The organism is Haloarcula pellucida, from assembly GCF_014647235.1.
GTDB classification, from domain to species: Archaea; Halobacteriota; Halobacteria; order Halobacteriales; family Haloarculaceae; genus Haloarcula; species Haloarcula pellucida.
In genome coordinates, this window is the sequence record NZ_BMOU01000001.1 from 1,112,511 (window position 1) to 1,137,098 (window position 24,588).

33 protein-coding genes are annotated in these 24,588 nt (G+C 66.2%); 17 read left to right on the plus strand and 16 right to left on the minus strand.

The window, feature by feature from the left end:
- The first annotated feature begins 11 nt into the window (after window positions 1–11).
- The 4 genes from IEY28_RS05810 (at window position 12) to IEY28_RS05825 (ending at window position 3,090) form a co-directional block, all read left to right on the plus strand.
- Window positions 12–215, plus strand: coding sequence for a twin-arginine translocation signal domain-containing protein (locus IEY28_RS05810; protein ID WP_188995387.1), 204 nt, complete (start codon window positions 12–14; stop codon window positions 213–215).
- On the plus strand, window positions 185–1,276 hold the full coding sequence (locus IEY28_RS05815) for an outer membrane protein assembly factor BamB family protein (protein ID WP_188995389.1): 1,092 nt from the start codon (window positions 185–187) through the stop codon (window positions 1,274–1,276). The genes IEY28_RS05810 and IEY28_RS05815 overlap by 31 nt, the downstream gene beginning before the upstream one ends.
- 48 nt (window positions 1,277–1,324) lie before the next feature.
- Window positions 1,325–2,593 (plus strand): histidinol dehydrogenase, encoded by a 1,269-nt coding sequence (gene hisD, locus IEY28_RS05820; protein ID WP_188995391.1) that lies wholly within the window; start codon window positions 1,325–1,327, stop codon window positions 2,591–2,593.
- A gap of 125 nt (window positions 2,594–2,718) precedes the next feature.
- Entirely contained in the window at window positions 2,719–3,090 is a 372-nt protein-coding gene (locus IEY28_RS05825) for a HesB/IscA family protein (RefSeq protein WP_166970632.1), read from the plus strand.
- On the opposite strand, the gene IEY28_RS05830 is transcribed toward IEY28_RS05825, so the two are convergent.
- The 8 genes from IEY28_RS05830 to IEY28_RS05865 all read right to left on the minus strand — a co-directional run bounded on the left by IEY28_RS05830 (window position 3,087) and on the right by IEY28_RS05865 (window position 7,508).
- Window positions 3,087–3,287 carry a dodecin gene (locus IEY28_RS05830; RefSeq protein WP_166970634.1) on the minus strand — a complete coding sequence of 67 codons (201 nt, stop codon included), beginning with the start codon at window positions 3,285–3,287 and terminating at the stop codon, window positions 3,087–3,089. The genes IEY28_RS05825 and IEY28_RS05830 overlap by 4 nt on opposite strands.
- A 136-nt stretch (window positions 3,288–3,423) precedes the next feature.
- A complete protein-coding gene (locus IEY28_RS05835; RefSeq protein WP_188995393.1) occupies window positions 3,424–3,939 on the minus strand; it encodes a hypothetical protein in 516 nt (171 codons plus the stop codon).
- A 71-nt stretch (window positions 3,940–4,010) separates the two neighbouring features.
- Entirely contained in the window at window positions 4,011–4,670 is a 660-nt protein-coding gene (locus IEY28_RS05840) for a DUF2238 domain-containing protein (protein WP_188995395.1), read from the minus strand.
- Window positions 4,667–5,287, minus strand: coding sequence for a hypothetical protein (locus tag IEY28_RS05845; protein ID WP_188995397.1), 621 nt, complete (start codon window positions 5,285–5,287; stop codon window positions 4,667–4,669). Before IEY28_RS05845 ends, IEY28_RS05840 begins: the two co-directional genes overlap by 4 nt.
- A gap of 41 nt (window positions 5,288–5,328) precedes the next feature.
- Window positions 5,329–6,243, minus strand: a complete 915-nt coding sequence (locus tag IEY28_RS05850) for a metal-dependent hydrolase (protein WP_188995399.1) — start codon at window positions 6,241–6,243, stop codon at window positions 5,329–5,331.
- Between the two features lie 86 nt (window positions 6,244–6,329).
- Entirely contained in the window at window positions 6,330–6,863 is a 534-nt protein-coding gene (locus tag IEY28_RS05855; protein ID WP_166970644.1) for a mechanosensitive ion channel domain-containing protein, read from the minus strand.
- Between the two features lie 24 nt (window positions 6,864–6,887).
- Window positions 6,888–7,196 (minus strand): DUF7116 family protein, encoded by a 309-nt coding sequence (locus tag IEY28_RS05860; RefSeq protein WP_188995401.1) that lies wholly within the window; start codon window positions 7,194–7,196, stop codon window positions 6,888–6,890.
- A gap of 72 nt (window positions 7,197–7,268) precedes the next feature.
- Window positions 7,269–7,508 (minus strand): DUF5816 domain-containing protein, encoded by a 240-nt coding sequence (locus IEY28_RS05865; RefSeq protein WP_166970668.1) that lies wholly within the window; start codon window positions 7,506–7,508, stop codon window positions 7,269–7,271.
- A 224-nt stretch (window positions 7,509–7,732) separates the two neighbouring features.
- Here IEY28_RS05865 and IEY28_RS05870 point away from each other — a divergent pair, with 224 nt between their 5' ends.
- Window positions 7,733–9,091 (plus strand): bifunctional metallophosphatase/5'-nucleotidase, encoded by a 1,359-nt coding sequence (locus tag IEY28_RS05870; RefSeq protein WP_188995403.1) that lies wholly within the window; start codon window positions 7,733–7,735, stop codon window positions 9,089–9,091.
- A gap of 32 nt (window positions 9,092–9,123) precedes the next feature.
- A complete protein-coding gene (locus IEY28_RS05875; RefSeq protein ID WP_188995405.1) occupies window positions 9,124–9,570 on the plus strand; it encodes a universal stress protein in 447 nt (148 codons plus the stop codon).
- Here the strand turns inward: IEY28_RS05875 and IEY28_RS05880 are convergent.
- Window positions 9,540–10,610: a mechanosensitive ion channel family protein gene (locus IEY28_RS05880; protein ID WP_188995407.1), complete on the minus strand. Its 1,071-nt coding sequence runs from the start codon at window positions 10,608–10,610 to the stop codon at window positions 9,540–9,542. The genes IEY28_RS05875 and IEY28_RS05880 overlap by 31 nt on opposite strands.
- A 77-nt stretch (window positions 10,611–10,687) precedes the next feature.
- Between IEY28_RS05880 and IEY28_RS05885 the strand changes: the two genes are divergently transcribed.
- Window positions 10,688–11,434, plus strand: a complete 747-nt coding sequence (locus IEY28_RS05885) for a proteasome assembly chaperone family protein (RefSeq protein WP_188995409.1) — start codon at window positions 10,688–10,690, stop codon at window positions 11,432–11,434.
- A 125-nt stretch (window positions 11,435–11,559) separates the two neighbouring features.
- Window positions 11,560–11,754: a DUF8106 domain-containing protein gene (locus tag IEY28_RS05890; RefSeq protein WP_188995410.1), complete on the plus strand. Its 195-nt coding sequence runs from the start codon at window positions 11,560–11,562 to the stop codon at window positions 11,752–11,754.
- Here IEY28_RS05890 and IEY28_RS05895 read toward each other — a convergent pair.
- Entirely contained in the window at window positions 11,751–12,602 is an 852-nt protein-coding gene (locus tag IEY28_RS05895) for an eIF2B alpha/beta/delta subunit family protein (RefSeq protein WP_188995412.1), read from the minus strand. The two genes, IEY28_RS05890 and IEY28_RS05895, sit on opposite strands and share 4 nt — an antisense overlap.
- Window positions 12,603–12,693: 91 nt before the next feature.
- On the opposite strand from IEY28_RS05895, the gene IEY28_RS05900 reads away from it, so the two are divergent.
- Window positions 12,694–13,128, plus strand: coding sequence for a type IV pilin (locus IEY28_RS05900; protein WP_229783076.1), 435 nt, complete (start codon window positions 12,694–12,696; stop codon window positions 13,126–13,128).
- Window positions 13,129–13,276: 148 nt separating this feature from the next.
- Here the strand turns inward: IEY28_RS05900 and IEY28_RS05905 are convergent, their stop codons facing one another.
- Genes IEY28_RS05905 through IEY28_RS05915 form a run of 3 tightly spaced genes read right to left on the minus strand, consistent with a single transcriptional unit; the run spans window position 13,277 to window position 16,936 of the window.
- A complete protein-coding gene (locus IEY28_RS05905; protein WP_188995414.1) occupies window positions 13,277–14,731 on the minus strand; it encodes an RtcB family protein in 1,455 nt (484 codons plus the stop codon).
- Between the two features lie 48 nt (window positions 14,732–14,779).
- Entirely contained in the window at window positions 14,780–15,874 is a 1,095-nt protein-coding gene (locus tag IEY28_RS05910; protein WP_188995416.1) for a DoxX family protein, read from the minus strand.
- A 24-nt stretch (window positions 15,875–15,898) separates the two neighbouring features.
- Window positions 15,899–16,936, minus strand: coding sequence for a DUF502 domain-containing protein (locus IEY28_RS05915; RefSeq protein ID WP_188995418.1), 1,038 nt, complete (start codon window positions 16,934–16,936; stop codon window positions 15,899–15,901).
- Between the two features lie 89 nt (window positions 16,937–17,025).
- Between IEY28_RS05915 and IEY28_RS05920 the strand changes: the two genes are divergently transcribed.
- From IEY28_RS05920 to IEY28_RS05935, 4 genes are all read left to right on the plus strand, one after another.
- Entirely contained in the window at window positions 17,026–17,505 is a 480-nt protein-coding gene (locus IEY28_RS05920; protein WP_188995420.1) for a GNAT family N-acetyltransferase, read from the plus strand.
- A gap of 39 nt (window positions 17,506–17,544) precedes the next feature.
- Window positions 17,545–18,723, plus strand: coding sequence for a DNA primase small subunit PriS (gene priS, locus IEY28_RS05925; RefSeq protein WP_188995422.1), 1,179 nt, complete (start codon window positions 17,545–17,547; stop codon window positions 18,721–18,723).
- Entirely contained in the window at window positions 18,720–19,619 is a 900-nt protein-coding gene (locus IEY28_RS05930) for a hypothetical protein (RefSeq protein WP_188995424.1), read from the plus strand. The genes priS and IEY28_RS05930 overlap by 4 nt, the downstream gene beginning before the upstream one ends.
- A gap of 84 nt (window positions 19,620–19,703) precedes the next feature.
- Window positions 19,704–20,198: a TspO/MBR family protein gene (locus tag IEY28_RS05935; RefSeq protein ID WP_188995426.1), complete on the plus strand. Its 495-nt coding sequence runs from the start codon at window positions 19,704–19,706 to the stop codon at window positions 20,196–20,198.
- Window positions 20,199–20,209: 11 nt separating this feature from the next.
- On the opposite strand, the gene IEY28_RS05940 is transcribed toward IEY28_RS05935, so the two are convergent.
- Window positions 20,210–21,313, minus strand: a complete 1,104-nt coding sequence (locus IEY28_RS05940) for a S1C family serine protease (protein WP_188995428.1) — start codon at window positions 21,311–21,313, stop codon at window positions 20,210–20,212.
- 81 nt (window positions 21,314–21,394) lie between these two features.
- Between IEY28_RS05940 and IEY28_RS05945 the strand changes: the two genes are divergently transcribed.
- On the plus strand, window positions 21,395–21,655 hold the full coding sequence (locus IEY28_RS05945; protein WP_188995430.1) for a hypothetical protein: 261 nt from the start codon (window positions 21,395–21,397) through the stop codon (window positions 21,653–21,655).
- A 56-nt stretch (window positions 21,656–21,711) separates the two neighbouring features.
- Window positions 21,712–22,431 (plus strand): metal-dependent hydrolase, encoded by a 720-nt coding sequence (locus tag IEY28_RS05950; protein WP_188995432.1) that lies wholly within the window; start codon window positions 21,712–21,714, stop codon window positions 22,429–22,431.
- A 9-nt stretch (window positions 22,432–22,440) separates the two neighbouring features.
- Here IEY28_RS05950 and IEY28_RS05955 read toward each other — a convergent pair whose 3' ends face one another.
- A complete protein-coding gene (locus IEY28_RS05955; protein WP_188995433.1) occupies window positions 22,441–23,331 on the minus strand; it encodes an NAD(P)-dependent oxidoreductase in 891 nt (296 codons plus the stop codon).
- 107 nt (window positions 23,332–23,438) lie between these two features.
- On the opposite strand from IEY28_RS05955, the gene IEY28_RS05960 reads away from it, so the two are divergent.
- Window positions 23,439–23,834, plus strand: a complete 396-nt coding sequence (locus IEY28_RS05960) for an OsmC family protein (RefSeq protein ID WP_188995435.1) — start codon at window positions 23,439–23,441, stop codon at window positions 23,832–23,834.
- A gap of 71 nt (window positions 23,835–23,905) precedes the next feature.
- Entirely contained in the window at window positions 23,906–24,352 is a 447-nt protein-coding gene (locus IEY28_RS05965) for a DUF5799 family protein (RefSeq protein WP_188995437.1), read from the plus strand.
- Here IEY28_RS05965 and IEY28_RS05970 read toward each other — a convergent pair.
- Window positions 24,349–24,498, minus strand: coding sequence for a DUF7557 family protein (locus IEY28_RS05970; protein WP_188995439.1), 150 nt, complete (start codon window positions 24,496–24,498; stop codon window positions 24,349–24,351). The two genes, IEY28_RS05965 and IEY28_RS05970, sit on opposite strands and share 4 nt — an antisense overlap.
- Between the last annotated feature and the right edge of the window lie 90 nt (window positions 24,499–24,588).

Consider the following 24,588-nt stretch of genomic DNA (forward strand, 5'->3'; position numbering starts at 1 on the left):
GATCGGGGTATATGCCCTCTCGACGCGCGTTTCTCGCACTCACGGCGGCCACCGGCGTAGCCGGATGCCTGACCGACGGCGACCGAAATCCTGCGGGTGACGGAACCGGGTCGTCGAACGCCACCGACGACTCGGGGGCGTCGACCGACGGGACAGAGGCGTACGCGGACGCCGACCACGTCGCGTGGACCCGGTCGCTCCCCGCACGGTGGTGAACCCACCGACGCCGACCGGCGACAGCCTGTACGTCGGGACCGACGCCGGGACGCTTTCCGCGCTGTCCTCCTCGGACGGGAACCGACAGTGGACCTACGACGCCGGACGGGAGATTCAGGACTCGGCGGTCGGCGGCGGAATAGTGCTGGCCGTCGCGGGTGGCGACGGCCTCAACTCGGCACAGCGGCTCCACGCCGTCGACGCCGGGACAGGAAAGAAACGATGGGACTTCTCGCCGACCGACTGGTGGCTCGACGTCCTCGCCGTCACAGACGACACCGCGTACGTGGCGACCACCGACGACCACGTCCAGTCCTCGGGCGAGACGCTGTACGCGCTCTCGCTCGCCGACGGGACCGAACGGTGGGCCGTCGAAATCGGCGACCCGAGCGGCGGCCTCGTCACCGACGAGCGAGTGTACGTCCCGGCCTACGGCGTCCTCGACGTGTTCGGCACCGACGGGACTCGGGCGTGGGCGTACTCCGTCCCGGAATATCAGTACCGGACGCTCTCTGTGGTGGGCGACACCGTCGCCCTCGTAAGCGCCGCGGACCCGCGCGAACCGACGGTCCACGGTATCGACGCCGCGACGGGCGCGCAGGCGTGGACCTTCGACGAGTGGAACGCCTACACGACACAGGCCGTGGGCGACCAGTTGCTCGTCGGCGGCGACGCCGTCGCGAGTCTCGACCCGGCGACCGGCGAGGTCGAGTGGCGCGCCGACGTGAGCGCGACCGTCTACGACGCCCCGGTTGCCGACGGCACGCTGTACGTCGTCAACGAGGAGGCGGCCGCTATCTCGCTGTCCGACGGAGAGATTGCGTGGCGGACACCGGTGGACGCGTACCTGGCCCGGCCGTCCGGTCTGCTCGACGGTCAGTTGGTGATACAGCGTTCGGAGAGCGAGGACGACCGGGACCGGCACGTCCTCGCACTCGACGCCGACACGGGCGAGACGGCGTGGTCGTTCGCCGCCGAATCGCGACTCACACGGCTCGTCGTCGGTGACTCGCTCGCGTTCGCCGGCGAGGACGGGACGGTCATCGGCGTCACGCCCTGACCACCGGCGAAGGGAAACCCGTTTTTCCGCCCGTCACGTTGACCGGGTATGAACGTACGCAGTGTCGCCGACCTCGGCCCCGACGAGCGCTCGGCCCTGTTCGAGAGGGACGCCGGCGTCGACGCGGTCAGGGACGACGTCCGGGACATCGTCTCGCAGGTCCGCGAAGAGGGCGACGTCGCCCTCCGCCGCTTCGCCAGCGAGTTCGACGACGTGGAAGTCGGCAACGTCGACATCACCGACGCCGCCGAACGCGCCTACGAGGCGATAGACGACGACGTGCGCGCGGCCATCGAGGACGCCGCCGAGAACATCCGGGCGTTCCACGAGCGACAGGTGCCCGAAGACTGGCGCGAGGACTTCGACGGGCGGGAACTCGGTCGGCGGTTCCGACCGCTCGACAGCGCCGGCGTCTACGCCCCCGGCGGCACCGCGGCCTACCCCTCCAGCGCGCTTATGGGCGTCGTCCCCGCGAAGGTCGCGGGCGTCGAACACGTCGCCGTCGCGACGCCACCCGCCGAGGAGGTGAACCCCGTCACGCTGGCGGCCATCCACGTCGCCGGCGCGGACGCCGTCTATCAGGTCGGCGGCGCACAGGCTATCGCCGCCCTCGCCTACGGCACCGAGACGGTGACCGCGACGGACATCGTCGTCGGCCCGGGCAACCGCTGGGTCACGGCCGCGAAGGCCGAGGTGCGCGGCGACGTGGCCATCGACTTCCTCGCCGGGCCCTCGGAAATCATGGTCGTCGCCGACGGCGAGGCCGACCCGGAACTGGTCGCCTCTGATCTCGTCGCACAGGCCGAACACGACGAGAACGCCTCCGTCGTCGCCGTCACCGACGACGCCGACCTCGCCGAGAGCGTCGCCGAAGCCGTCGAGGAACAGGCGAGCGAACGGGACCGCGAGTCCGTGATTCGGGGCGCACTGGACAACGACGCCTCCGGCGTCTTCCTCGCCCGGTCGATGAGCGAGGGGGTGCTGTTCGCCGAGGAGTACGCCGCCGAACACCTCTCGATACAGGCCGACGACGACGAGGCGCTGCTGGACCGGATTCCGTCCGCCGGGTCGGTCTTCCTCGGCCCGTACAGCCCCGTGGCGGCCGGTGACTACGCCGCCGGGACGAACCACGTCCTCCCGACCGGCGGGGCCGCACGCGTCACTGGCGGCCTCTCCGTGGACACGTTCGTCCGGTCGACGACCGTCCAGCGCCTCTCCGAGGACTCGTTGGGAGACCTCAGCCAGACGATCACGACGCTCGCGGAGGCCGAAGGGCTGGAAGCCCACGCCGAGAGCGTGCGGAAGCGGTTCGAATAGCGAGGGGCGCGCAGACGCGGCCCTCGGTGGAACGGCGACCGAAGAGAGCCGTGGCGCGTAGCGAACCCCGACGTGGGGTGCGAAGCGGCGTCAGTGTTAACACGTTCGGGGGCACATCTATCAGTATGAGCAGCACCGTCGACGGTGAGCCACAACTCGGTGGCGAGGACGTGGGTGTCACCGAGGAAGCCGCCGAGGAAGCGATAGCGCTCCTAGAGAGTGAGGACATGGACACCGACGTCGCCGGTCTGCGGTTGTTCGTCCAGCAGGGTGGCTGTGCCGGCCTCTCTTACGGGATGCGCTTCGATCACGAACCGGAGGAGAACGACACCGTCTACGAGCGCCACGGCCTGCGGGTGTTCGTCGACGGCGCCAGCATCGACTACATCGAGGGGTCGGTACTCGACTACGAAGGCGGACTGCAGGGCGCCGGGTTCCACGTCGAGAACCCGAACGTCGTCAGCGAGTGTGGCTGTGGCGAGTCGTTCCGGACCTAGTCTTCGAGTTCGAAGGCGACCGTCACCTCTGCCTGGTACTCACGACCCTCGACGCTCGCTATCTCGACGCCGAGTTCGTCCACTTCTACCCACTTCAGGTTGTCCAGTGTCGCCTCCGCCCGCTCGATTGCGTCGTCGGCGGCGGCGTCGAAGCTCTCCGAGCTCGTTCCGATCAGTGTGATCTTCTTGAAAACCATCTGTTGTCACCGTGTGCTGTCGTGAGACGACCGTCCGATGCGGGCACGCCTCGGTCGGACTTCACGCGGTACCGACAAATATCTTTGTGAAGGAGTATCATGGGCCGGCGGCGTTGGACGACGCCGTCGGGACGACTCACTCCCCGTTCGAGCAGTCGACGTTGGGGTTGAAGTTCGCGAAGGTGCCGTTCGGGTTCGCCTTCCAGAGCCACGCGTGGAGTGAGTACCACGGTCCCGGCCCCTCGTGAGACTCGTGTCCGAACATGGTGAACGGTTCCGTCGAAATCCACTCGACGGCAACGAGGTTCATGTTCCCGTTGTTCGGTTCGTAGACGAGCACTTCCGGATTCATCGGGTCGAGCGAGTTATCGAGGTGCGTGGGATTCCCGTTCGCGTCGAGGAAGTTGACGTAGTGGACGCCCATGGCCCCCTTCCCTTGGGGGTGGGCCACGCAGTGCCCGTCGGTGACGTATCCGTCCGCCTCGGCTTTCGCGACGTCCTGATACTTCCTCGTTGCCCGCCGCACCGCCGCGAGCTTTTTGTGGTGGTCTGCAGCGCCTCTACCGCCCGCGATAGCGTTGCCAGTGACCCCAACGACTGCACCGGCCGCACCGAGCGACCGGAGTACGGAACGTCTGGTTTGTGGTGACATACTGCACGTTCAGATACTTACGGTTTCGACATTGTTAGACCCGATCTAACCACGGCGAAACGGTCCGCTTCTCACCCGGTCCGCGTCTCTAGCCACTCCTCGACGTACCCGACGACGTCGGTGAGGTGAGCGGTGCCCCAGATAGCGACGACGACGGCGCCGATAGTGTCGAAGACGAGGTCCAGCATCGTGTCTTCGAGGCCGTATTGAGTGAGGATAGTGGCGTTGCCGGTGGCCTCGGCGACCAACGTGATGGTGAACTCGATGACCTCCCAGACGACGCCAAACGCCAGCACGAACAGCAGGATGAACACGAACACGAACCGCGGCGGGAGGTGTATCTCATCGGAGTGGCGGTCGAGCGCCCGGACCGTCGTGTAGCCGACGGCGGCGACGAGCGACGACGACAGCGCGTGGGTGACGTGGTCCCACCACCAGATGCCGGCGTAGAAGTTCGTCTCCGACCACGGCAGACCGAGGACGCCGACGGCGTGGAGGAACACCGCCGTCGTTATCCACAGGGTGAGTGCGGGGTCCAGCGCGATGCCGAAGTCCCGCTCTAACAGCGGCGGGAGCTGAGTCACCAGCAGACCGACCCCAGTGTTGACGATGACGCCCGTGCTCCCGCGTTCGATACCGATAGCCAGGATGCCGACCATCGCGAGCGTCATCACTCGGGAGGCTTGGCGCTGTCGACGGGGGGTGATACCGAGGTAGTCCCGAATCCTCATAGGTCGGGTTGCACCTCCTCGGGAACCCGGGTCGTGCCAATCTGTCGGCGGACGTAGTACGCGAAGACGACACCAGCGCCGACCCCGGCGATGGTCGAGGCGACGAACTCCCACATGAGCGCGCGTTCGATGGCGTGTTCGGTCAGCGCGGGGTCCAGGATGAACGTCGTCCCGAGTAGCTGGTCGGCGGTCCAGCGGACGACGGCCCAGACGCCGGCGGCGGCCATCGTCGTCACGCCGACGAACACGACGGCGAACCGCGGCGTCATCTTCACCGGCGTGAACACGTGGAGTTCGACGGCGAGGATGAGCGCGATGGCCGCGATGGAGAGGTACGTCGCGAGGTTGCCGGTCACGGACACCGTCGCGAACAGACGGCCGACGACCGGGAGGGCGGCGAGAAAGAGTATCTCCCACGGGAGCATCGCGTCACGGTTCCACAGTAACACCGGCGGCAGGAGTGCGAGTGCGGCGACGGTGGCGGCGAAGGCGGCCCAGAGAAGTTGCGTCTTCAGTACGCTACCCGCAACGACGGTGACCAGTATCGCGATCACGACCCAACTCACCAATGCGTTGGTCCGCCGGTCGCGTAACAACTCGGTCACGTCGGGGCTCATGTCCGTCAGATACGGCGCTGCGTGGAAAACACTATCGGAGGTCAGAGGACGCCGTAGGCGAGCGCGTAGGCGACCACCGCGACGCTGACGGCCGCTAACCCGGTGACGACGGCCTCCAGAGAATCGACGCCGCGCGAGAACGGACGGACCGGTGCGCCGACGACGCCGATAGCGAGGACGCTGAACACGAAGTGTGCGGACTGCTCCAGCGTGGGTGCCGGAAGCATGATGGCGGCGGCGGCGTAGCCGACGCCCAGCGACGCCCGCGGGTTGACGAGGGCGGGCAGGCGGTACCCCGTGAGACGGGCGTACGTCCAGACGGCCAACCAGACCGCCCCCAGTTCGACCGCGAAGGCCGCGAGCAAGTGCCCCGTCGCGTGGGGGTGGAGCGCGATGCGTTCTGCGACCAGCACCACGTCGAAGGGGTACAGCAGTGCCGGCGGCGACCCGGTGAACAGGTCCCCGAAGGGGTGTGAGAGGAGGCCGACGGACGCGACGGCGAACAGCGTCCGCGGACGCACGTCGAGGCGCCGACTGAACACGGCGACGCCGAGGCCGGCCAGCGCGAACGCGAGGACGACGACGGCACCGACAGCGCCACTAACGAGTCCGGCAGCGCCGACGAGGAGCGACAGCAGCGACAGCGAAGCGGCTCTGGTGGGACGGGTACCGTGTGCCCACAGGCCGACGGCGACGGCGAGTACGGCGCCCATCACCAACGAGTGCGTCGGGCCACGGTGGATGACGTTGGCCGTCGCCCAGAACACGTCTGGCCCGACCGTCTCGACGGAGCGCATCAGGAGTCCGACCGGTGCGTACACCACGTCTACGTCGGGCACGGCGGCGAACAGACCGCCCACGAACCCGTACTGGAGCGCACGCTTCGGACGCACGTCCAGTCGTCTGGCCCCGAGCGCCACGATAGCGAACGCCAGCAGGGCATGCCCCACGAACATACCACACCGTTCGGTGTCGACACGCATAAGTATCGCGTGTCAACGGGTGTATCACCACACGCAGCGGCAGGTTCCGACGAGCGGATTCAGGCGTCGTCGGTCACTTTCGTCCAGCGTTTTTCGATGTCCGCGTTGGCCCGAACCACCGTGTCGCCGCCCACGTCGAAGCGCGTCTTCCGGAGTTCGATAGCCGTCACCTCGCCCGTCGTGTCGCCCGCCGTGACGGTGTCGCCGGGGTTGAAGTCCGGGTCCCGGAGGAGGTAGACACCGGCGACGGCGTCGGCAATCATGCCCGACAGCGCATAGGAGACGCCCAGCGCGAGGAATCCGGTCGCCGTCCCCAGCGACGCAGCGACCAGCGTGAGGCCCACGATAGAGAGAAAGGAGAGGACGACGCCGAACCAGAGGAAGACGAGGACGATCGTCGCGACGAACTGTCGGTACACCGGTGCCTCACCGGGGAGTGCCCGCTTCAGTATCGTCCGGACGACGAACATGAGAGCCTTGATAGCGATGCCTGCGATGACGAGAAAGACCAATCCAGTAAGCAAGTCGGGGAGAACGCTCTGGACGTCGGTGAGGAACTGTTCGAGCGCGGTAGCGATGACGTTCATCTGCACGCCCCAAGGTCGGTGGGGGCGTCCCTAAGTCTTGGTCCCGGGGTGGACGATGTCGTAGTCGCCGTCCTCCCGGACGCCGATGATCGCCCACTCGTACTCGACGTCCATCCGTGTGAGACGTCGTGCGAGTGTCGTCGCCTCCGACGACCACGTGACGAAACAACGCAAGTCGCCCGTCTCCGGGAGTGTCTCGTCGCCGTCGAGGACGGTGACACGGACGACGCGCCACTTGTGTTCTGCTCGCAATCCGCTGTCGGTGCGCGACACGGTGTACCCGATATCGTCGAATATCGACTGGGCCTGCTCGCCGAGTGATGTGGTAACGGCCCCCATCTGCCAACGCCTACCAGTGGGTAGAGTATAAACGTTCCCACTCGACAATCGGGCGACAGGAAACGGACGGCGTTACTCGTGGGCGGCGTCCCACTCCTCCGCCTTCCGGAGGTTGCTACACTCGTTACAACGGATTCGGCCCATCGAGTCCATGGCGTTGTTGAACGTCTCACAGTTACCACAGAAGTACCCCCACCGGCGCTCTCTGCCCTCGCCGCGGTAGACGACGTAGAAGGGACCCTTCGTGCCGATGTCGCCGTCCTCGCGGTCCACGTACAGCGTCGTCCCGTCCGGACCGTCACGTTCGTCCATACCGAGTGAAACAGATCCAGCGGCTAAATCACTGCGGTCCCAGACGCCGACGGGCGTTCGATCCCGACGCTGGCGTCAACCCCGTCTCGCCGCAGGACCCGCGCTACGCGACCGGTTTCGAGGGGCGACGGCCCTCATCGGTCTCTCGAATCGCGTGACGCTCCCGTCCGGTCGTCCCGTCGGCGGCGCAACCGCTTTGCCGCTCCGTCCCGCTACTGAGAGTGATGGGTCCCCGCCTCGTCCACTATTCGGACGTCGAGAACGCCTACGACGACCCCGACCGGATCGGTCGGCTTGCCGGCACGCTCCAATCGCTCGACGGTCCGGACGCGCTGCTCGTCGGGACCGGCGACAACACCGCGCCGGGCGTCCTCTCGCTGGTGACGAACGGGCGACAAGCGCTCGACCTCTTCTCGGCCGTCGACCCCGCGTTCGAGACGTTCGGAAACCACGACTTCGACCACGGTCTGGATGCCACTCGGGACGTCGTCGAGGCGTCGCCACAGACGTGGCTCACCGCCAACGTCCGGAACGGCGACGGACGGTTCCTCGCCGACGAGACGGCACAGTGGGCCGTCCGCGAGGTGGCCGGCACCCGAATCGGGTTCGTCGGCGTCACGGCACCAGAGACGGGGGCTGCCAGCCCCGCCGCCGAACCGCTGACGTTCACCGATCCGTTCGACGCGGTGGCCGACGCGGAAGCGGCACTGCGGAACGCGGGCGCCGAGTACGTGGTCGTCCTCTCACACCTCGGGCGGGCCGACGACGACCTCGCTCGCCGAAGCGACGTCGACGTTATTCTGGGCGGCCACGTCCACCAGCGGCGCATCGAACGCGTCGACGGGACCCTGCTGGCCCGACCCGGATCGAACGGCCATACGGTCGTCACAGTGGCGCTCGACGGCACCGAACCGACCGCGGAGTTCAAGACCGTCGACGATGCCGCGCCCGACGAGCGCGTCGCTGGAGCCATCGAGGACCGACTAGCAGAGACCGGACTGGACGAGGTCGTCGCCACCGTCGAGGAACCGATCTCCCGCGAGCGGATGGACACCTACGGCGGCGAGAGCCGCATCGGTAACGTCGTCGCCGACGCCTACCGGTGGGCAATGGACACCGACGTCGGCCTCCAGAACGGTGGCGGCGTGCGCGAGGACGAGACGCCGCTGTCGGGGGACGTGACGGTCGCCGACCTCGTCTCCGTCGTCCCGTTCGAGGAACCCGTCGTCGTCGCCGAGGTGACCGGCGCGGAACTCCGGACGCTCTGCCGACAGGCCAGCGGGCAGGTCGTCCCCTACGGCGAGCCGGACTGGTGGAACGCTCACCTCAGCGGCCTCGAAGTCGTCTGGGACCGCGAGAGTCGGACCGTCGAACGGCTTCACGTCGGCGGTGAACCGGTCGACCCGGAAGCGACCTACACCGTCGCGACGACGGACTATCTGCTCCACACCCCGGTCGAGTTCCCCGTCCTCACGGGCACCCACCGCGTCGACGTGGGGGCGCTTCAGTACGAGGTCCTCGCGGAGTACGCGCGAGCCGAGGGCATCGATCCGTCGGTCACCGGTCGAGTGGTGCGTCGCTAGGGATTTAACCCCGGCCACCGAACCTTCCGGTGATGCCACAGGTCGTCGTCCCGGTTCGTTATCCCCTCTCCGAGAACTCGCGTGCCACCCTCGCCGAGGCTATCCGAGTCGCCGAGGAAGCGGACGCGGACCTCACCGTTCTCCACGTCAACCTCTATCAGAACGGGCACAAGATATCGCGGTCGCAACTGAAGAGCGCCGTCGAACGTGAGTTCGGACACCTCCGACGGACACGCTACGTCGTCCGGTCGGGGATGCTCGTCGAGGAGACGATTCTCGACGAGGTGGCCGCACAGGACGCCGACGTCGTCGTCATCGGCGACAAACAGGTGAGTCGCTGGCGGTCGATGGTTCGCCGCCTCGTCGACGACCCGGACATAGAGCACTTCCTCCGTGAGGAACTGGACTGTGACGTCGTCACGGTCAGCCCCGACAGCAAGCGGTCGGGTTACTCGGCGTCGCGTTCGTCGGGGAACTGAGCGCCGGGCGAGGGTCCCGGTCCAGCGTCGCTCTCGGACAGCGACACCTGCATCTCCCCGCTCGTCTCGTCGAAGAACAGGTGCGAGTGGGGATAGGCGATTTCGACGTCGGCGTCGTCGAGTGCGTCCCAGACGTTGGTCTGGACCTTCGACCGAGAGGCCAGTAGTTTGTACGGTTCCGTCACCCAGTAGCGAAGCGTCAACAGGACGCCGTGGTCGCCGAACTCGTTGATGTACGCCGTCGGTGCAGCGGGGTAGCGGGCCGCCCCCACGCGGATGTTGGGGCCGCCCTCGATGACGTTGTCCACGTCGCGGGCCGCACGTTCGACGAGTTTCCGGGCCTCGGCGATGTCGCTCTCGTAGGTTACCAGCACGTCCAGCGAGAGGCGGGTTCGCGGGTCCTCTGCGGAGTAGTTGACGACGTCCCGGTCGCGCATCGACCCGTTCGGAATGACCAGAAAGGTGTTGTCGAGCGTGAACACCTTGGTGTGTCTGAGCGTGATGTCCTCGACGAACCCTCGCTGGCCTCGGTCGGCCAGTTCGATCATGTCGCCGATCTCGTAGGGCTGGTCGGCCAGCAGGAAGACGCCGGAGATGAAACTCCCGACGATGGGTGCGACCACGACACCCACCACGGCGGAGAAGACGGCCACCGAGAGGCCGATGTCGCCGATACCGAGGCCGTAGATGCCCATGATCGTCAGCAGGGCTAAGACGTAGACGCCAACCCGGATACCTCGGAGGGCCGTCCGCGTCAGACTGGGGCGGCGGAACCGCTGTGCGACGCGACGGCCGAGCAAGCGAACGAGAAGGCGCGACGCCAGTAGCGCCAGTACGATGACGAGCAGCGACGTCAGCAACTGGGACGCCCAGAGGGGTATCTCGAAAGGGAGCCACGAGAACAGCGTCTGGGTCGCCTCCGCGGCCGTCTGGGTCGACGTCGCGTTCGTCGGCGTCGCCGTTGGCGTCGGCGTCGGTGTCGCCGTTGGCGTCGGTGTCGGCGACGCCGTCTGAAACAACACGACGTAGCCGGGATGCATGGCACAGACTGAACGGTCCCACGAGAAAAACGTTCCCCTCCCAAACCGATTAGACGACGGCAGACGAGACAGTCACCATGGTATCAGCTGGCACTGCCGGACCCACCTTCGATTTGACCGCCGAACCGCCTGACGTCGACACGCTCGCCGTCGGGTTCACCGAGTACGGTCTCGCCGGACTCACCGCCGTCGACTACCTCGTCGACCAGATGCCGATGGAGCAGGTGGGCTACCTGAACGGCGGCGGTCCACCGACCATCACGCCGTTCGAGAACGGCGTCCCGCGACATCACACGCGCCTGTACGCCGACGAGGACACCGCACTGGGCGTCGTCATCAGCGAGCGGTTCGTCCCGCCACAGATGGCCGAGTCCTTCGCCGACGCCGTCGACGACGTCTACGCGCAGTTGACGCCGACGAACCTCACTGTCCTCTCGGGCGTTCCCGTCGCACACGGCCCCGAGGACCACGTCCCGTTCTACATCGCCACCGAGGACTACCGGGAGCGCTATCTCTCGGATACCGACATCAGGGCGATGGGGACGGGGTTCTTAGACGGGGCCACGGCGGAACTGGTCGCCCGGGGAATCCCCGACGACGAACGCCCCGTCGGCGTGTTCACGACGCCGGCCCACCCACAGGCGCCAGACGCCGCCGCCGCGGTCCGTCTCGTCGAGGCGCTCTCGGCGACCCACGACATCGACGTCGACACCGAGCCGCTCGCCGAGTTCGCCGCCACCGTCGAGGCCCAGTACCGGGCGCTGGCCGAGCGAATCGAAGCGAGCCAAGAGGAAATGATGCCAGACGACCGGATGTACATGTGAGCCCGAGGGAGGCGAACGTGTCACACAGTAGGTACCGGTCGGAACTCGTAGACAGGGCGTTTCTCCGTGAATAATTAAACAATTTGTCAACACATACTTCACGCTCCGGCCCCTCTCTAGAAGTGATGACTTCTATCGAAACCCACCCGGTGGACGCCGCTGACCCACAGCGGTCGATCCATCAGCGCTCGAAGGGCGTGCTGTTCTGCCCGGCCTGCGGCCACGAGAGTCCAGTGGGTGGTGACTGGCACGTCGAACTGACCGGTGACACGCGGACCCGCCGCTGTCCCGACTGCCGGACGGTCGTGAGCGACCGCTAGTACTCGCGTATCTCTTCGTCTGTGACGACCGAATCGAGTAGCGACGTCGGCGTCGCGTCGTAGGCCGGATTGGCCACGCCGAACCCCTCTGCCGGTTCGCGCAGTACCTCTGCCGGCGACCGGAACTCGTTCTCGAAGGCGAACGCGCCGTCGACGAACTTCGCGTCTGCCCCCACCACAGTCATCGGGACGCCGGTGTCCTCGGCGGCCGTGGCGATGGGGTAGGTGCCGACCCGGTTGTACAGCGTGTCCGCTACGATACAGTCCATCCCGACCAGCACCCGGTCACACTCGGACAGGTAGTGGCCCGCCGCGCTGTCGACGATGAGCGTCACGTCCACCCCGTCTCGCTCCGCGAGTTTCCGTGCCATCTTCCGGCCGAGGAACCGCGGTCGGGACTCGGTAGTGTACACCTCGAAGGAGCGTCCCGATTCAAGCGCGTCGTCGATAGCCGTCAACACCGTCGAGGAGAAGTCGTGTGTCAACAGCGTGTCGTCGTCCGCGATGAGGTCTGCGGCGCGCGCCGCCGCGCGGTCCTTCGCGTACTCCACTTCGTCGACGACCGCGTCGATGGCCTCCCCAGTGAGTCGCTTCGCGGCGGCCACGTCGTCCGGGTCGGCGTCCGTGACGGCCTCGACGATCTCCAACTGCGTGGTGTGAAGCGATGCGTGCGACGGATTCGCCCGCCGGAGGGCGTTGCTGTTGCGCTCCAGCGTCCGGAGGTACTCCTCGACCGTCGGGAACTCCCGGTCTGTGAGGGCGCGCAACGCCTTTGCCGCCTTCATCGCCACCGTCGAGGAACTGTGGGTCTGCATCTCCTCGATTTCCTCGACTGTCTCGTCTATCATGTGGGGGGTTGTGACCCGAATCGATATGTGCTTTCCCCTCTCGGGGAGCCGAACAGCATTTAACGCCGTCTACCCATGTAACTGGCAGGCGATGGGTGGGCGCAGTCTCAGCGACGACACGATGGGGATGTCGGAGTCGATAGGCGTCGGTGTCCTCGTCTTCCTGACCATCTTCGTGACGGCCATCGTCGGCCTGAACGTCCTCGTCGTCGAAGACGACAGCGGCAGCGGCCTGCAAGCGAACTTCACCTACGACTACGTCAGCGACAACGAACTCCTCTTGGTGACCTACAGCCGCGGCGACCAGCTCGAAGCGGGCAAAATCGAGTTCGAGGGGCCAAGCAAGCGGGTGACGTGGGCACGACTCGCGAACCGGAACAACACGTCGATGGTCGAACCCGGTGACATCGCGCAGTTGAGCAGCGGCAACGCCTACGGGCGACGCGTGAGCGCGAGAGACACCGTCGAGATATACTACAACCGGAGCGGCAACCGGACGAAGTTGGACGAGTGGAGCGGCGGGTGATACTGGTGGCTGTAACAAACTGAAGTAATTCGCCACCCCGGGGTGGTGAATATCTGTACGAACTTACAGCCACCAGTATGAGTCGTACGGATCGTCGGAGCTGTGTACCGATGCCGACGATACCGGTACGAGACTACGACGATCCGTCTCAACCCTTGACGTTGCAGACGGGGAAGGTTCGGGCGACGCGGTCACCGATTCCCAGCGCGTCCGACACCCGGACGACTTCGTCGACGTCTTTGTAGACGCCGGGTGCCTCCTCGGCCACCGTCGCCCCCGACTGCGCTTTGACGTAGACGTGCTGGTGGTCGCGCAGGTCGTCGCGCACGTCCTCGCCCCAGTACTCCTGTTTGGCCTGCGTCCTGCTCATCAACCGTCCGGCGCCGTGGGCCGTCGACCCGAACGTCTCCGCCAGCGAGTTCTCGCCGCCGCGGAGGACGTACGACCCGGCACCCATGCTCCCGGGGATGATGACGGGTTGGCCCACGTCGGCGTAGGCCGGCGGGAGTTCCGGCCGACCGGCGGGGAACGCCCGGGTCGCCCCCTTCCGGTGGACGTACAGTTCGCGGTCCTCGCCGTCCACGTCGTGAACCTCCTTCTTCGCGATGTTGTGGGCCACGTCGTACAGCAGTTCGAGGTCCTCCCGTTCGACGCCGAACACGTCCGTGAGCACGTCCCGCGTCCGGTGCATGACGAGTTGGCGGTTCACCCACGCGAAGTTGATGGCCGCACACATCGCCCGGTAGTACTCGTCGGCCAGTTGCGACCCCGCGGGTGCCGCCGCGAGTTCCTTGTCGGGCAACTGGGCGAGCAAGTCGCCGTGGCGCTTCTCGATTTGTCGGAGGTAGTCCGTACACACCTGATGGCCGAGGCCACGGGAGCCACAGTGGATGAGAACGACGATCTGGTCCGGCGAGAGACCGAACTCCGTCGCCACGTCCTCGCGGTAGACGTCCGTGACGCGCTGGACTTCGAGGAAGTGGTTGCCAGAGCCCAGCGACCCGACCTGTTCTTTCCCCCGGTTCTTCGCTTTCTCCGAGACGACGCTGGCGTCGCCCTCTGGGCGGTACCCCTCGTCTTCGCAGTGCTCGAGGTCGGCCTCGGTGGCGTAGCCCTGTTCCAGCGCCCAGTCCATCCCGCGTTCGAGGATGGCGTCGACGTCCTCGACGGACCCCTCGTAGACGCCACCGCCGCCCAGTCCGGAGGGGACGGCCGCGAACAGGCGGTCGACGAGTTCTTCCTCGTGGCCCTGTACGTCGGCGTATTCGAGTGGTGTCGTCAGCATCCTGACGCCGCAGTTGATGTCGTAGCCCACCGCACCGGGCGAGATACACCCGTCCTCGGTGTCGATGCCGGCGACGCCGCCGACGGGGAAGCCGTACCCCTGATGGCCGTCGGGCATACACAGCGTGTACTTCTGCACGCCGGGGAGGTGTGCGGAGTTTTGCAACTGTTCGAGCGTCTTGTCGTCGCTAATCTCATCCAGCAACTGCTCGCTCGCGAGAACGCGCGCCGGCACGCGCATCCCGTCCGTCGGCGGAATCTCCCAGACGTACTCCCGGACCCGTTCGAGCGTGACCGAACCAGTGTCGTATGTCACCATGTGTGAACGTCCGCCACGGACGCCCAAATGTGTATGGTCGCTCGGCTGTCAGTCGGCGGGGACGACTGGTTCCTCGTCGGAGACGGCTGGTCGGCCGAACCAATGGTCGAAGGAAATCGGCCCGGCCCCCATCGTGAAGACGGCCGAGGCCATCCCGAAGAGGGTGATGTGAGCCAGCACCGGGTCGTCCGGCAGTCCGAACAGCGTCGTCGTAAAGAGGACGAACGACGCGGCGGCCGCCCCGCGCGTGAAGAAGCCGGCGATCAGCGCGAGACCGACCAGCATCTCGGTCACGCCGGCACCGACGACCCACATCCCGGGGTCGACTGGCACGACGGCCGTGAGGTCGTACTTCTCGACGACCAACAGGCCGCTCCCCGGGTCGGCGAGTTTCTGGAACAGGCCCAGATAGACGAACGCGACGCCCATCCCGACCCGCAATACGGTCGGGACGTACGGGCGGAAGGGGTCGGTCACGTCGTCGAAGAACGCCTTCAGGTGATGGACCGGGTCGACGCGGCCGTAGTAGGTCCCTTCGGTGCTGGCGACCTCCTGTAACATGTCGTCGGCGCTCGGTCGGCCGCCGCCGACGACGAGCAAGGCGAGAAATGCCGGGACGTACTCCATCGCGAGCACGACACCGGGGTCGACGGTCAGCGCCCACAGATAGGTGAGCAGGCCGACTGCGGTGACGATGCGCGTCGCCAGTCCGAACAGGATGCAGAAGCCGAGGCCGATGAACAGCACCCTGACGAGCGGATTTGCGCTCGGGTCGAAGGTGACCGTCGGCGCGAACAGGTAGCCTTGGAACCCCGCACCGACGAGCGGGAGTCCGACGGCGAGTCGGAGCATCCACGGCACGAGGTCGGCGTAGCCGGCGAGTTTCTCCCGCAGGATGACGATGTCGGCGATGGTCGGACGGACCCAGAGATACGCGGCGATGCCAACGACGCCCGCGAGTCCGGACACGCCGAAGATGGCGGCGTTTATCGGATTCGAGAGGACCTCGATGAGGAAGGCGAGCGCGTCGAGTGCCGCACCGGGGCCGTCTGTGACGTAGTCGACGTGTGCAACAGCAGGCCGACTCGTCGCGACGACAGCGACCCCCAACAGAACCCCCGTGAGTATCGAACGGCGTTTCATACACCCGCTAGGGCCACGAGACACCTAATCCTGTTCCTCTTCGTCGCGTTCGATACCCTGTTGGGCCTCTGCATCCGGTTCGGCGTCGGGGGGCTGGATGTCTCGTGGCAGGTCGCTTTCGTCACCGAGCGTTCCGTTCCCCTGTTGGAGTTCTTCGGGGTGGTCCGCGTCGGTCCCGACCGTCTCCTCGGTATCCTGCCGGCGCGCCATAGCCTCTGGCGTCTCCGCGTGTTCTGGGTCCATGGTCTCGCTGTACGCGGCTTCACGGTCCTGTACGTCCGTCTGAGGCATCGGTTCGCGCATCGCACCGTCCGGTTGGTACTGCGCCTGTGCCGGGTGGCCGGCGCTGGCCGTCGTGTCCCCCGCTCCGATGGGTGTAGAGACAGTTCCCTCGCCGATAGCGACCCCGCTCGTGACGATAGAGCGGATGCCCTCCTCGACGGTCATGTCCACGTCGTACACCCGGTCCACCTCGACGTGGATGACGTATCCGCCCATCACCGGGTTCGGCGCCATCGGCATGAACAGCGTCACCATCTCCCCGTTGTCCGTCGCGTCCTCGATACTCTGGGGCGTACTCGCGGTGACGAAGGCGATGGTGAACGACCCCGCTGTCGGGTACTCGACGAGGACGACCTCCTTGAAACTCTGCGTGTCGCTGTCCAGTAACATGTCGCTCATCTCGTCGAAACTCGTATACAGTGAGCCGACGCCGGGGATGCGCTTCATCGTCGCGTCGAACGCTGACTCGATACGGCCGTTACCCGAACGCCGCTCGGCGACGAACCCGATACAGAAGACGCCGACGACCAGCACGACGAGCGCGAACACCTTCAGGAGCAACGGCGACGTCTCCGAGGGGCGAATCTGTGACCCGGTCATCTCGAAGGTGAACGCCACGATAGGGTCGAGCACGTTCGAGAGCGCGTTGACGATGACCCCCATGACCAACAGCGTCACCAGCAGCGGAATCGTCAAGGCGAATCCCGTGACGACGGCCCGCCGTGCCGTCGTCCTGACCGTCGTCGGCGAGACGCGACTCGGCGCTCTCCTGTCACTCATGCCGGCGACGACGGCGGGTAGTCGGAAAAAACTGCGCGTCAGCGTGTCGGCGGTGGAATTATATTCGTGCCGCTACTACGTGAGTGTCAGTGAGCGTCAACATCGAAACACGGGTCGTCGACCGGGGGAACGACGAGTACGTCGATGACGCGTGGCGACTCAAAGAGAACATCCGGGAAGCGGACGGTGTACTCCGGCAGCGCCGGGGCTTTTTCAGAAGCGCGTACCGCCGTTCGACGGTCTATCTCTACCTCGATCGCTCTTCGGACCGACTCGTGGGCTTCGCCGCGGTCCGTCGAGATGGCTACATCCTCTTTCTCGCCGTCGACGACGACTACCGTGGCCACGGGTTCGGGAAGCGCCTCGTCGCGCGCGTCGCCGAAGACTACGGGAGCGTGACCTGTCACGCCCGGTCGACGAACGAGGGCGCACTGGGTTTTTATAAGCACATCGGCTTCGAGATTCGACGCCGCATCGACAACTACTACGAGGACGGCGGCGACGCCTACTACCTCAAACTCGGCGACGACTCGATAACCGACAAATTATCGAAGTTCCTGCGCGGGTAGGAGAACCCTTTTGAACGGGTCCCCCCAACCGAGTCACCGATGGAAGCGCGGACCCTCGAGTATCTCCGTGGCCGCTTCGGCGACCACTACCGTCGCACGTCGATAGCGCCGCCGCCGGCCGCGAACGAACGAGAGTGGGGGTTCATCCCGTGGACGGACGGCCCCGGCGAGACGATGGTGCGCCACCGCTCGCTACTGGACCTCGGCGACATCGAGGAGTTCCTCGGTCGGAAGAAGCCACGCCACGTCTACTTCTCGGCGGGCCGCTACGACGACCCCAGCGCCTCGTCGATGAGCGATAAGGGATGGCGCTCCTCGGACCTCGTCTTCGACTTAGACGCCGACCACCTCCCCTCGGTCGTCCTCGGCGAGGACTCCTACGCCGAGATGCTCGCGAAGTGTAAGGACGCGTTAGTTCGCCTGCTCGACTTTCTGGAGGACGACTTCGCGTTCGACGACCTGACCGTCGTCTTCTCGGGCGGCCGCGGCTACCACGTCCACGTCCGCGACGAGTCGATACGCGGCCTCGAACGGGACGCCAGACGGGAGATAGTCGACTACGTTCGCGGCATCGGACTGGAGTTCGAAGAACTGGTCGAGATAGAGACGGTGGCCGGCACCGCCGGCCGGTCTAGCCCCGCCGAGAAGCGCACGCTCACCACCGAGGGCGGGTGGAGCGCGCGCGCCCACCGCCACATCATGTCGGAGGTCGACGCGTTGCTGGAGATGGACGAAACCGACGCTCTCGAACGGTTACAGCGGTACGAGGGCATCGGTGAAGGGAAGGCGACCGCGGCGCTCAACGCCGCCCGGAGCAACTACGACGAGTTAGCCGCCGGCAACATCGACGTCCACTCGGCGTTCTACCAGATTTCACAGGTGCTGGTCCACGAGGTTGTCGCCGACGAGAACGCTCCGATCGACGAACCGGTGACGACTGACACGAACCGACTCATCCGTCTGCCCGGGTCGCTCCACGGCGGCAGCGGCCTCGAAGTCCAGCGCATCGACCGGGACGCAGTCGACGAGTTCGACCCGCTCGTCGACGCGGTGCCAGAGACCTTCCGCGGCCACGAGATAACCGTCGAGGTGACCGACGGTGGCCTCGTCGAACTCGACGGGGATAGCTTTACAGTGGAGGCGGGTAATCACACAGTACCAGAGCACGTGGGCGTGTTCCTGATGGCCCGCGGTCGCGCCGAGAAGGGTGCAGAATGAATCTCGACGAACTTCAATCGGTCCAGTCACGCGAGCGCCAGACCGACCAGCTACAGCAGTTGCGCGCGACGTTCTACGAGGAGGCCGGCCAGTTCGTCAACCAACTCCGCGAGGAACGTGACCGTGCGGCCGACCGGGCCGACGACCCGTTCGACTCGCCGGAGGTCAACCGTCTCACCGACGACATCAAGACCGCCGAACAGACCGTCGAGGCCATCTACGAGCGCCGCGTCGGGAAAATCGTCAAGATGGCGTCGCTCGCGGCCGCCGACATGCCCACCGAAGACGACGGGCTGACACAGGAAGAACGGCACCTCTTCGAGACGATGGTCGGGGCCATCAAGGAGAACCGCCAGCACGTCTTGGACGTCATCGCGGGCGAGGTACCGACCGGCGCCGTCGGCGACGGCGAGAGTTCGACGACGCAACCGCCGACCGACGACGCCGGCACGCCGACGCAGGATTCGGCGCCAGCCCCGCCGTCCGACGTAGCGCCCGACGCGCCCCAGCGGACCGCCGACGAACCGGCGTCGAGCGTCGATGCGGCGGACCTCATGGGCGGTGGAGCCGACGCCTCGTCCGGTACCGACGCACAATCGGCCGAGGACGGCGACACGACCGACGCCCCGACGCCACCACCCGAAGAACCGGGCCCCCAGCGGCCGCCGGACGAAGCCGCGACGGCCGGCGGCGGTGACGAACCACCGGCGACCGGCGACCGAGACGGTGGGACGGACGACGTGGCCAGAAAGACCGTCCGTATCACGGACGACGTGGGCGAAATCTTCGGCGTCGACCAGCGCGAGTACGACCTCTCGACGGACGACGTGGTGACGCTGCCAGCCGACAATGCCGACCCGCTGGTCGAACGCGACGCCGCCGAACCGCTCGAGTAAGCGGGACAGTGCCTCTCGGCAGTCGCTCGAACGGCCCCCAGCCACGGGCGTAGTTATACGTCGTAGCCGGTCGAACCGAGTTACATGCTGACAACCCAGACGGCGAGACTTAGCCGAGGGGACCTCCCCGGAGTACTCGCGACGATTCTACTCGTCAACGTCGTCGGCGCGGCGCCGGCCGCCCTCGGCGGTCCCGACTCCGCGTGGTTCCAGCGCCTCGTCAAACCCGGTCTCTACCCACCGCCGTGGGTGTTCGGTGTCGTCTGGACGACCCTGTTTACGCTCATGGGCGTCGCACTCTACCTCGTCTGGCGGGCCGACGCGGGCCGGCAACGGCGTCTCGCACTGGGCCTGTTCGCCGCACAGATGGCGTTCAACGTCGCGTGGACGCCGACGTTCTTTCAGGCACAGAACCTCACGCTGGCGCTCGGGGTCATCCTCGGCCTGTTGGCCCTGCTACTGCCGACGACAGTCGCCTTCTACCGGGTCCGTCGGCGGGCCGGTCTGCTGCTCGTCCCGTACCTGCTGTGGGTGGCCTTCGCCGCCGTCCTGAACTACCGCTTCGTCGCAGTGAACTGACGCCCGACGGGTCAGGGCCGCGGCCGCCGACCCAGTTTCAGTTCGACCGTCCGCGTCTGGCCGTCACGCACAATCGTCACGTCGACGGTGTCGCCGGGGCTGGTCTCCAGTGCGAGGAACGTCGCGAGCGCCTGCCGGGTCGGCGTCGGCGTGTCGTCCAATCGTCGAACGACGTCGCCGCCGACCGGAATCTCCGTGTTGTTGATGGTCTCGGAGCCGTCGCTCCCTTGCAGGACGCCGTCGGAGGGGCCCCCGTCGACGATCGTGTCGATGTAGACGCCCGAGGCCCGCCGGAGGTCGTTGGCTTCGGCGATGAGCGGTTCGACGCTCTGGAGGGTCACGCCCATGTAAGAGTGGCGGTAGGTACCGTCTTCGACGAGCGCCGGGACGACCCGCTGTGCCAGTTGGGCCGAGATTGCGAAGGCGACGTTGTCGCCGCCACCGGCGTTGATGACGCCGACGACGCCGCCGTCTAAATCGACGAGCGGTCCGCCGCTGTTGCCGGGGTTGACCGCCGCGTCGGTCTGGATAGCGTCCGCGATAGAGAAGTTGTTCGCACCGCGGAGCGTCCGGTCGACGCCGCTGACGATGCCTTCAGAGACGGACCCCGAGAGACCGAAGGGGTTCCCGATGGCGACGACCCGCATGCCGACTGCCGGGTCGTTGTCACGGAAAGTGAGCGGCGAGACGTCGTCGGGACTGTTCCGGACACGTAACACCGCGAGGTCGCTGTAGACGTCGGTTCCGACGACCGATACCTGTCGCCACCCCGTGTCGGCAAAGCGGACGTAGTACTCGTCACCGCCGGCGACGACGTGTTCGTTCGTGACGACGTGCTCGTCGTCGACGAGAAAGCCGCTGCCCTGTGACCCCCGCCCGATGCGAGAGTAGACCCGTATAGAGACGACCGAGTCCGCAACCTCGCGATAGACGTTCGTGTAGACGCTACCGCCGGACTGCGTCGACTGCTGGGACTGCCGAGACTGGGGCGTCGTGTCTGTCCCGGCCGTCGCGGGACCGTCTACTTGCCCCGGCGCTTGGCACCCTGCTGTCCCGGCGAGGGCGACGCCGAGTGCGCCGAGAAAGCCCCGGCGCGAGAGCCTGTCGTTACCCATACCGACGTGTTAGGAGAGCGACCGAATAAAGCCACGGTCGCGGGGCACAAACTACTATATCGAGGCTAGCAAATGGGACGTATGGCTGATGCGTCACAGGACTCGACTCCGTCTCCGGGGTTCGTCCTTCCGGGGCTACGGTGTGCCATGGAGATGGCACTCGTCGGCACCATCGTTGCACTCCTCGGCCTCCCGGCGGACGAACCGATGGTGCTTGGCGTCGTGCTGTTGTCGGCGCTCGTCGGGATGGTAGTGGTCCTCTTCTGGGCGCTCAATCGGCACATGCGGCGTTGGATACGCTACGCGCAGGGGAAACCGACGACGCTCGGTCTCTTCGACTGACGGCCCCAGTCGCGGTGTAGTCTTAAGTGCGAGCCACGAGTATTCACAGCCGACTCATGGAACTCACATGGCACGGCCACTCCACGTGGCACGTCAGCGTCGACGACACGGACCTGCTCATCGATCCGTTCTTCGACAACCCCTACACCGACACCGACCCCGAAGAGCTAGACCCCGATTACGTCCTGCTGACACACGGCCACGCCGACCACATCGGTGACGTGGACCGCTATGAGGGTGCCGGCCTCGTCGCCACGCCGGAACTCGTCGAGTACTGCGAGGACAACTTCGGCGAGTTCGACGCCGTCGGCGGCATGGGGATGAACCTCGGGGGCACCGTCGAGATCGGTGACGCCTTCGTCACGATGCACCGGGCCGACCACACCAACGGCATCGACACCTCCTACGGCACGAGCGCCGGGATGCCCGCCGGGTTCATCATCTCCGATACGAAGCCCACGCAGGTCAGCGACGAGGAGTCCACGACGTTCTACCACGCCGGGGACACGGGTCTGATGACCGAGATGCGCGAGGTCATCGGGCCGTACCTCGAACCGGACGCCGCGGCGCTCCCCGTCGGAGACCACTTCACGATGGGCCCGATGCAGGCCGCCATCGCGGTCGATTGGCTGGACGTCGACTACGCGTTCCCGATGCACTACGACACGTTCCCGCCAATCGAGATAGACACCGACGACTTCGTGAGAGAAGTGAAAGCGGCCGGTAGCGACACGGAAGTCGTCGTCCTCGACGGCGACGAGACCTACGACCTGTAGCCACGGTCGTCAGTCGTCGTTCACACTGACGTTTGCCATTTCTTCGAGTGGTTTGAGTACGGCCGCCATGTCCTCGTCACCGTAGCCGCGGGCGCGGGCCGCGCTGAACGCCTCGCGGGCCGCCGCGGTCTGGGAGAGCGGAACGCCGATGTCGCCGGCGCGGGCAAGTGCCAGTGAGAGGTCCTTGAACTGGTAGTCGACCGGGAATCGCGACTCGAAGTCGTCGTCCGCGATGGCCGCGCCCTTGCCCGCGAACAGCGGACAGTCGAGGCCCCCGCTCCCGACGACGGTACGCATGTCATCGAGGGCGAGGCCGTTCTTGCGACCGAAGACGAGCGCTTCCGCGAAGGCGTTCATCGCGTTCCCGAGCAGGAGGTTGACGAACAGTTTCATGTTGGTCCCCTGTCCGACGCCACCGCAATGGACGACCGGGTCACACATCGCCGCAAGCACTGGGCGCACGTCCTCGACCACGGCCTCGTCACCGCCCGCGAGTCCGACCAGCGTCCCCTCGCGGGCCGGGCCGACAGTTCCGGAGACCGGGGCGTCGACGAACCGGGCGCCAGCCTCCGCGACCAGTTCGGCCGCGGCCATCGTCTCCTCGTAGGCGATGGTGCTCATCTGGACCACCGTCGTCGACTCGTCGAGGCCGTCGAGGACCCCCAGATCACGTTCGAGCACCTCGGCGACGGCGTCGCCGTCGCTGACCATGAGACAGACCACGTCGGACCGCTTGGTCAGGTGTTTCGGCGAGTCCGCCACCGAGACGCCCGCTTCGGCGAACGGTTGCTCGTGGTCGGTCGTCCGGTTGTAGACGACGACGTCGAACCCCGCGTCGTCGAGGTTCCACGCCATCGGCGTTCCCATCGCGCCGAGACCGATGAATCCGACAGTCGTCATGGGTGCGTCTTCGGGCGCGCCAGCCTTCAATCCGCTGTCGGTTCTCGCTCACCGAGACACGCTATCGGACAACGTTTACGTTACCGGGACGAGACTCCCCGAGTGCTATGGCAGACATCGAAGTCACCAGCACGTGCGAGGAAGGCTACACAGTCGAGAGCGTCATCAACGGCGAGTGGGAACTCGTCGTCGACGCCCTGAGCAACGACGGCCCGTCGGCCAACGAGGTGCTCGCGGCCGACTACGCCTCCTGTTACATCCCGGCGTTCCGCGTCGCCGCGGACAAACACGGCTACGACGACGTAGGGAACATCGAAGTCGACGTCGAAGCCGACCTCGACGAGGACGACGACCTCGTCTCCATCGCCTTCGACATGTCGGTCGAAGAAGACCTCGGCGACGACGAACAGGACATCGTCGAACTCGGCGAGGACATCTGTCACGTCCACTCGGCGCTACGTGAGGAACTCCACGCCGACATCGCCATCGAGTCCGGCGTCTGAGGCCACCGACCGACCCCGTATTTTTCCGCGCCCGGGAAACGCTCATGGGTGAGGGCCCCGAACAGGGAGCCATGAGCGACAACGACTGGACGGACCGCATCGCGGGCGAGCGGATGGAAGTCGACCGGTTGTTCAACGACCAGGTCACCGCATCTTCTTTCTCTAGCCAACAGTGGGGTCTCGTCATGACCGCCGTCGAGTTCGAGATAGAGGGACCAGAGGACCCCGAGACAGCCCGTATCGTAGCGAACACGTCGAAACTCCCGAGCATCATGCCGGAACTCGACCGCATCGACCAGCAACCGGGGATGGGGCAGCAATCCGGCGGCGGCGGCGGGGGCGGTGGTGGCGGACTCTTCTCCGGCGTCAAGGACGCACTCGGATTGGGCGGCGGCGGGGGTGCAGACCAACGCACCGAGGAAGCAGCGGAACTCGCCCAGCAGTACGCCGACAAATTACAGGAGAAACTGGAGTCGAACGGGCGCTGGCAGGCAATCTGTAAGCAAGCGACGAACTAGTACTCGTCGCCGCCGTGAAACAGCGTGAGTTCCTCGGCCTCGTAGATGTTGATGAGTTCGGTCACCAGTTCGTCGTAGGACTCGTCCTCGACGCGCAGATCGTCGAGTCGCTGGACGGTGTCCTCGTCGAGTTCGACTGTCGGCATGGTCGAGGGTTCCCCTCGCTGACACTTAACGTTCGGGGACGTGCAGAAACAGACTCGGACAGTAGTAAAAAATCACAACCGAAAACTGTT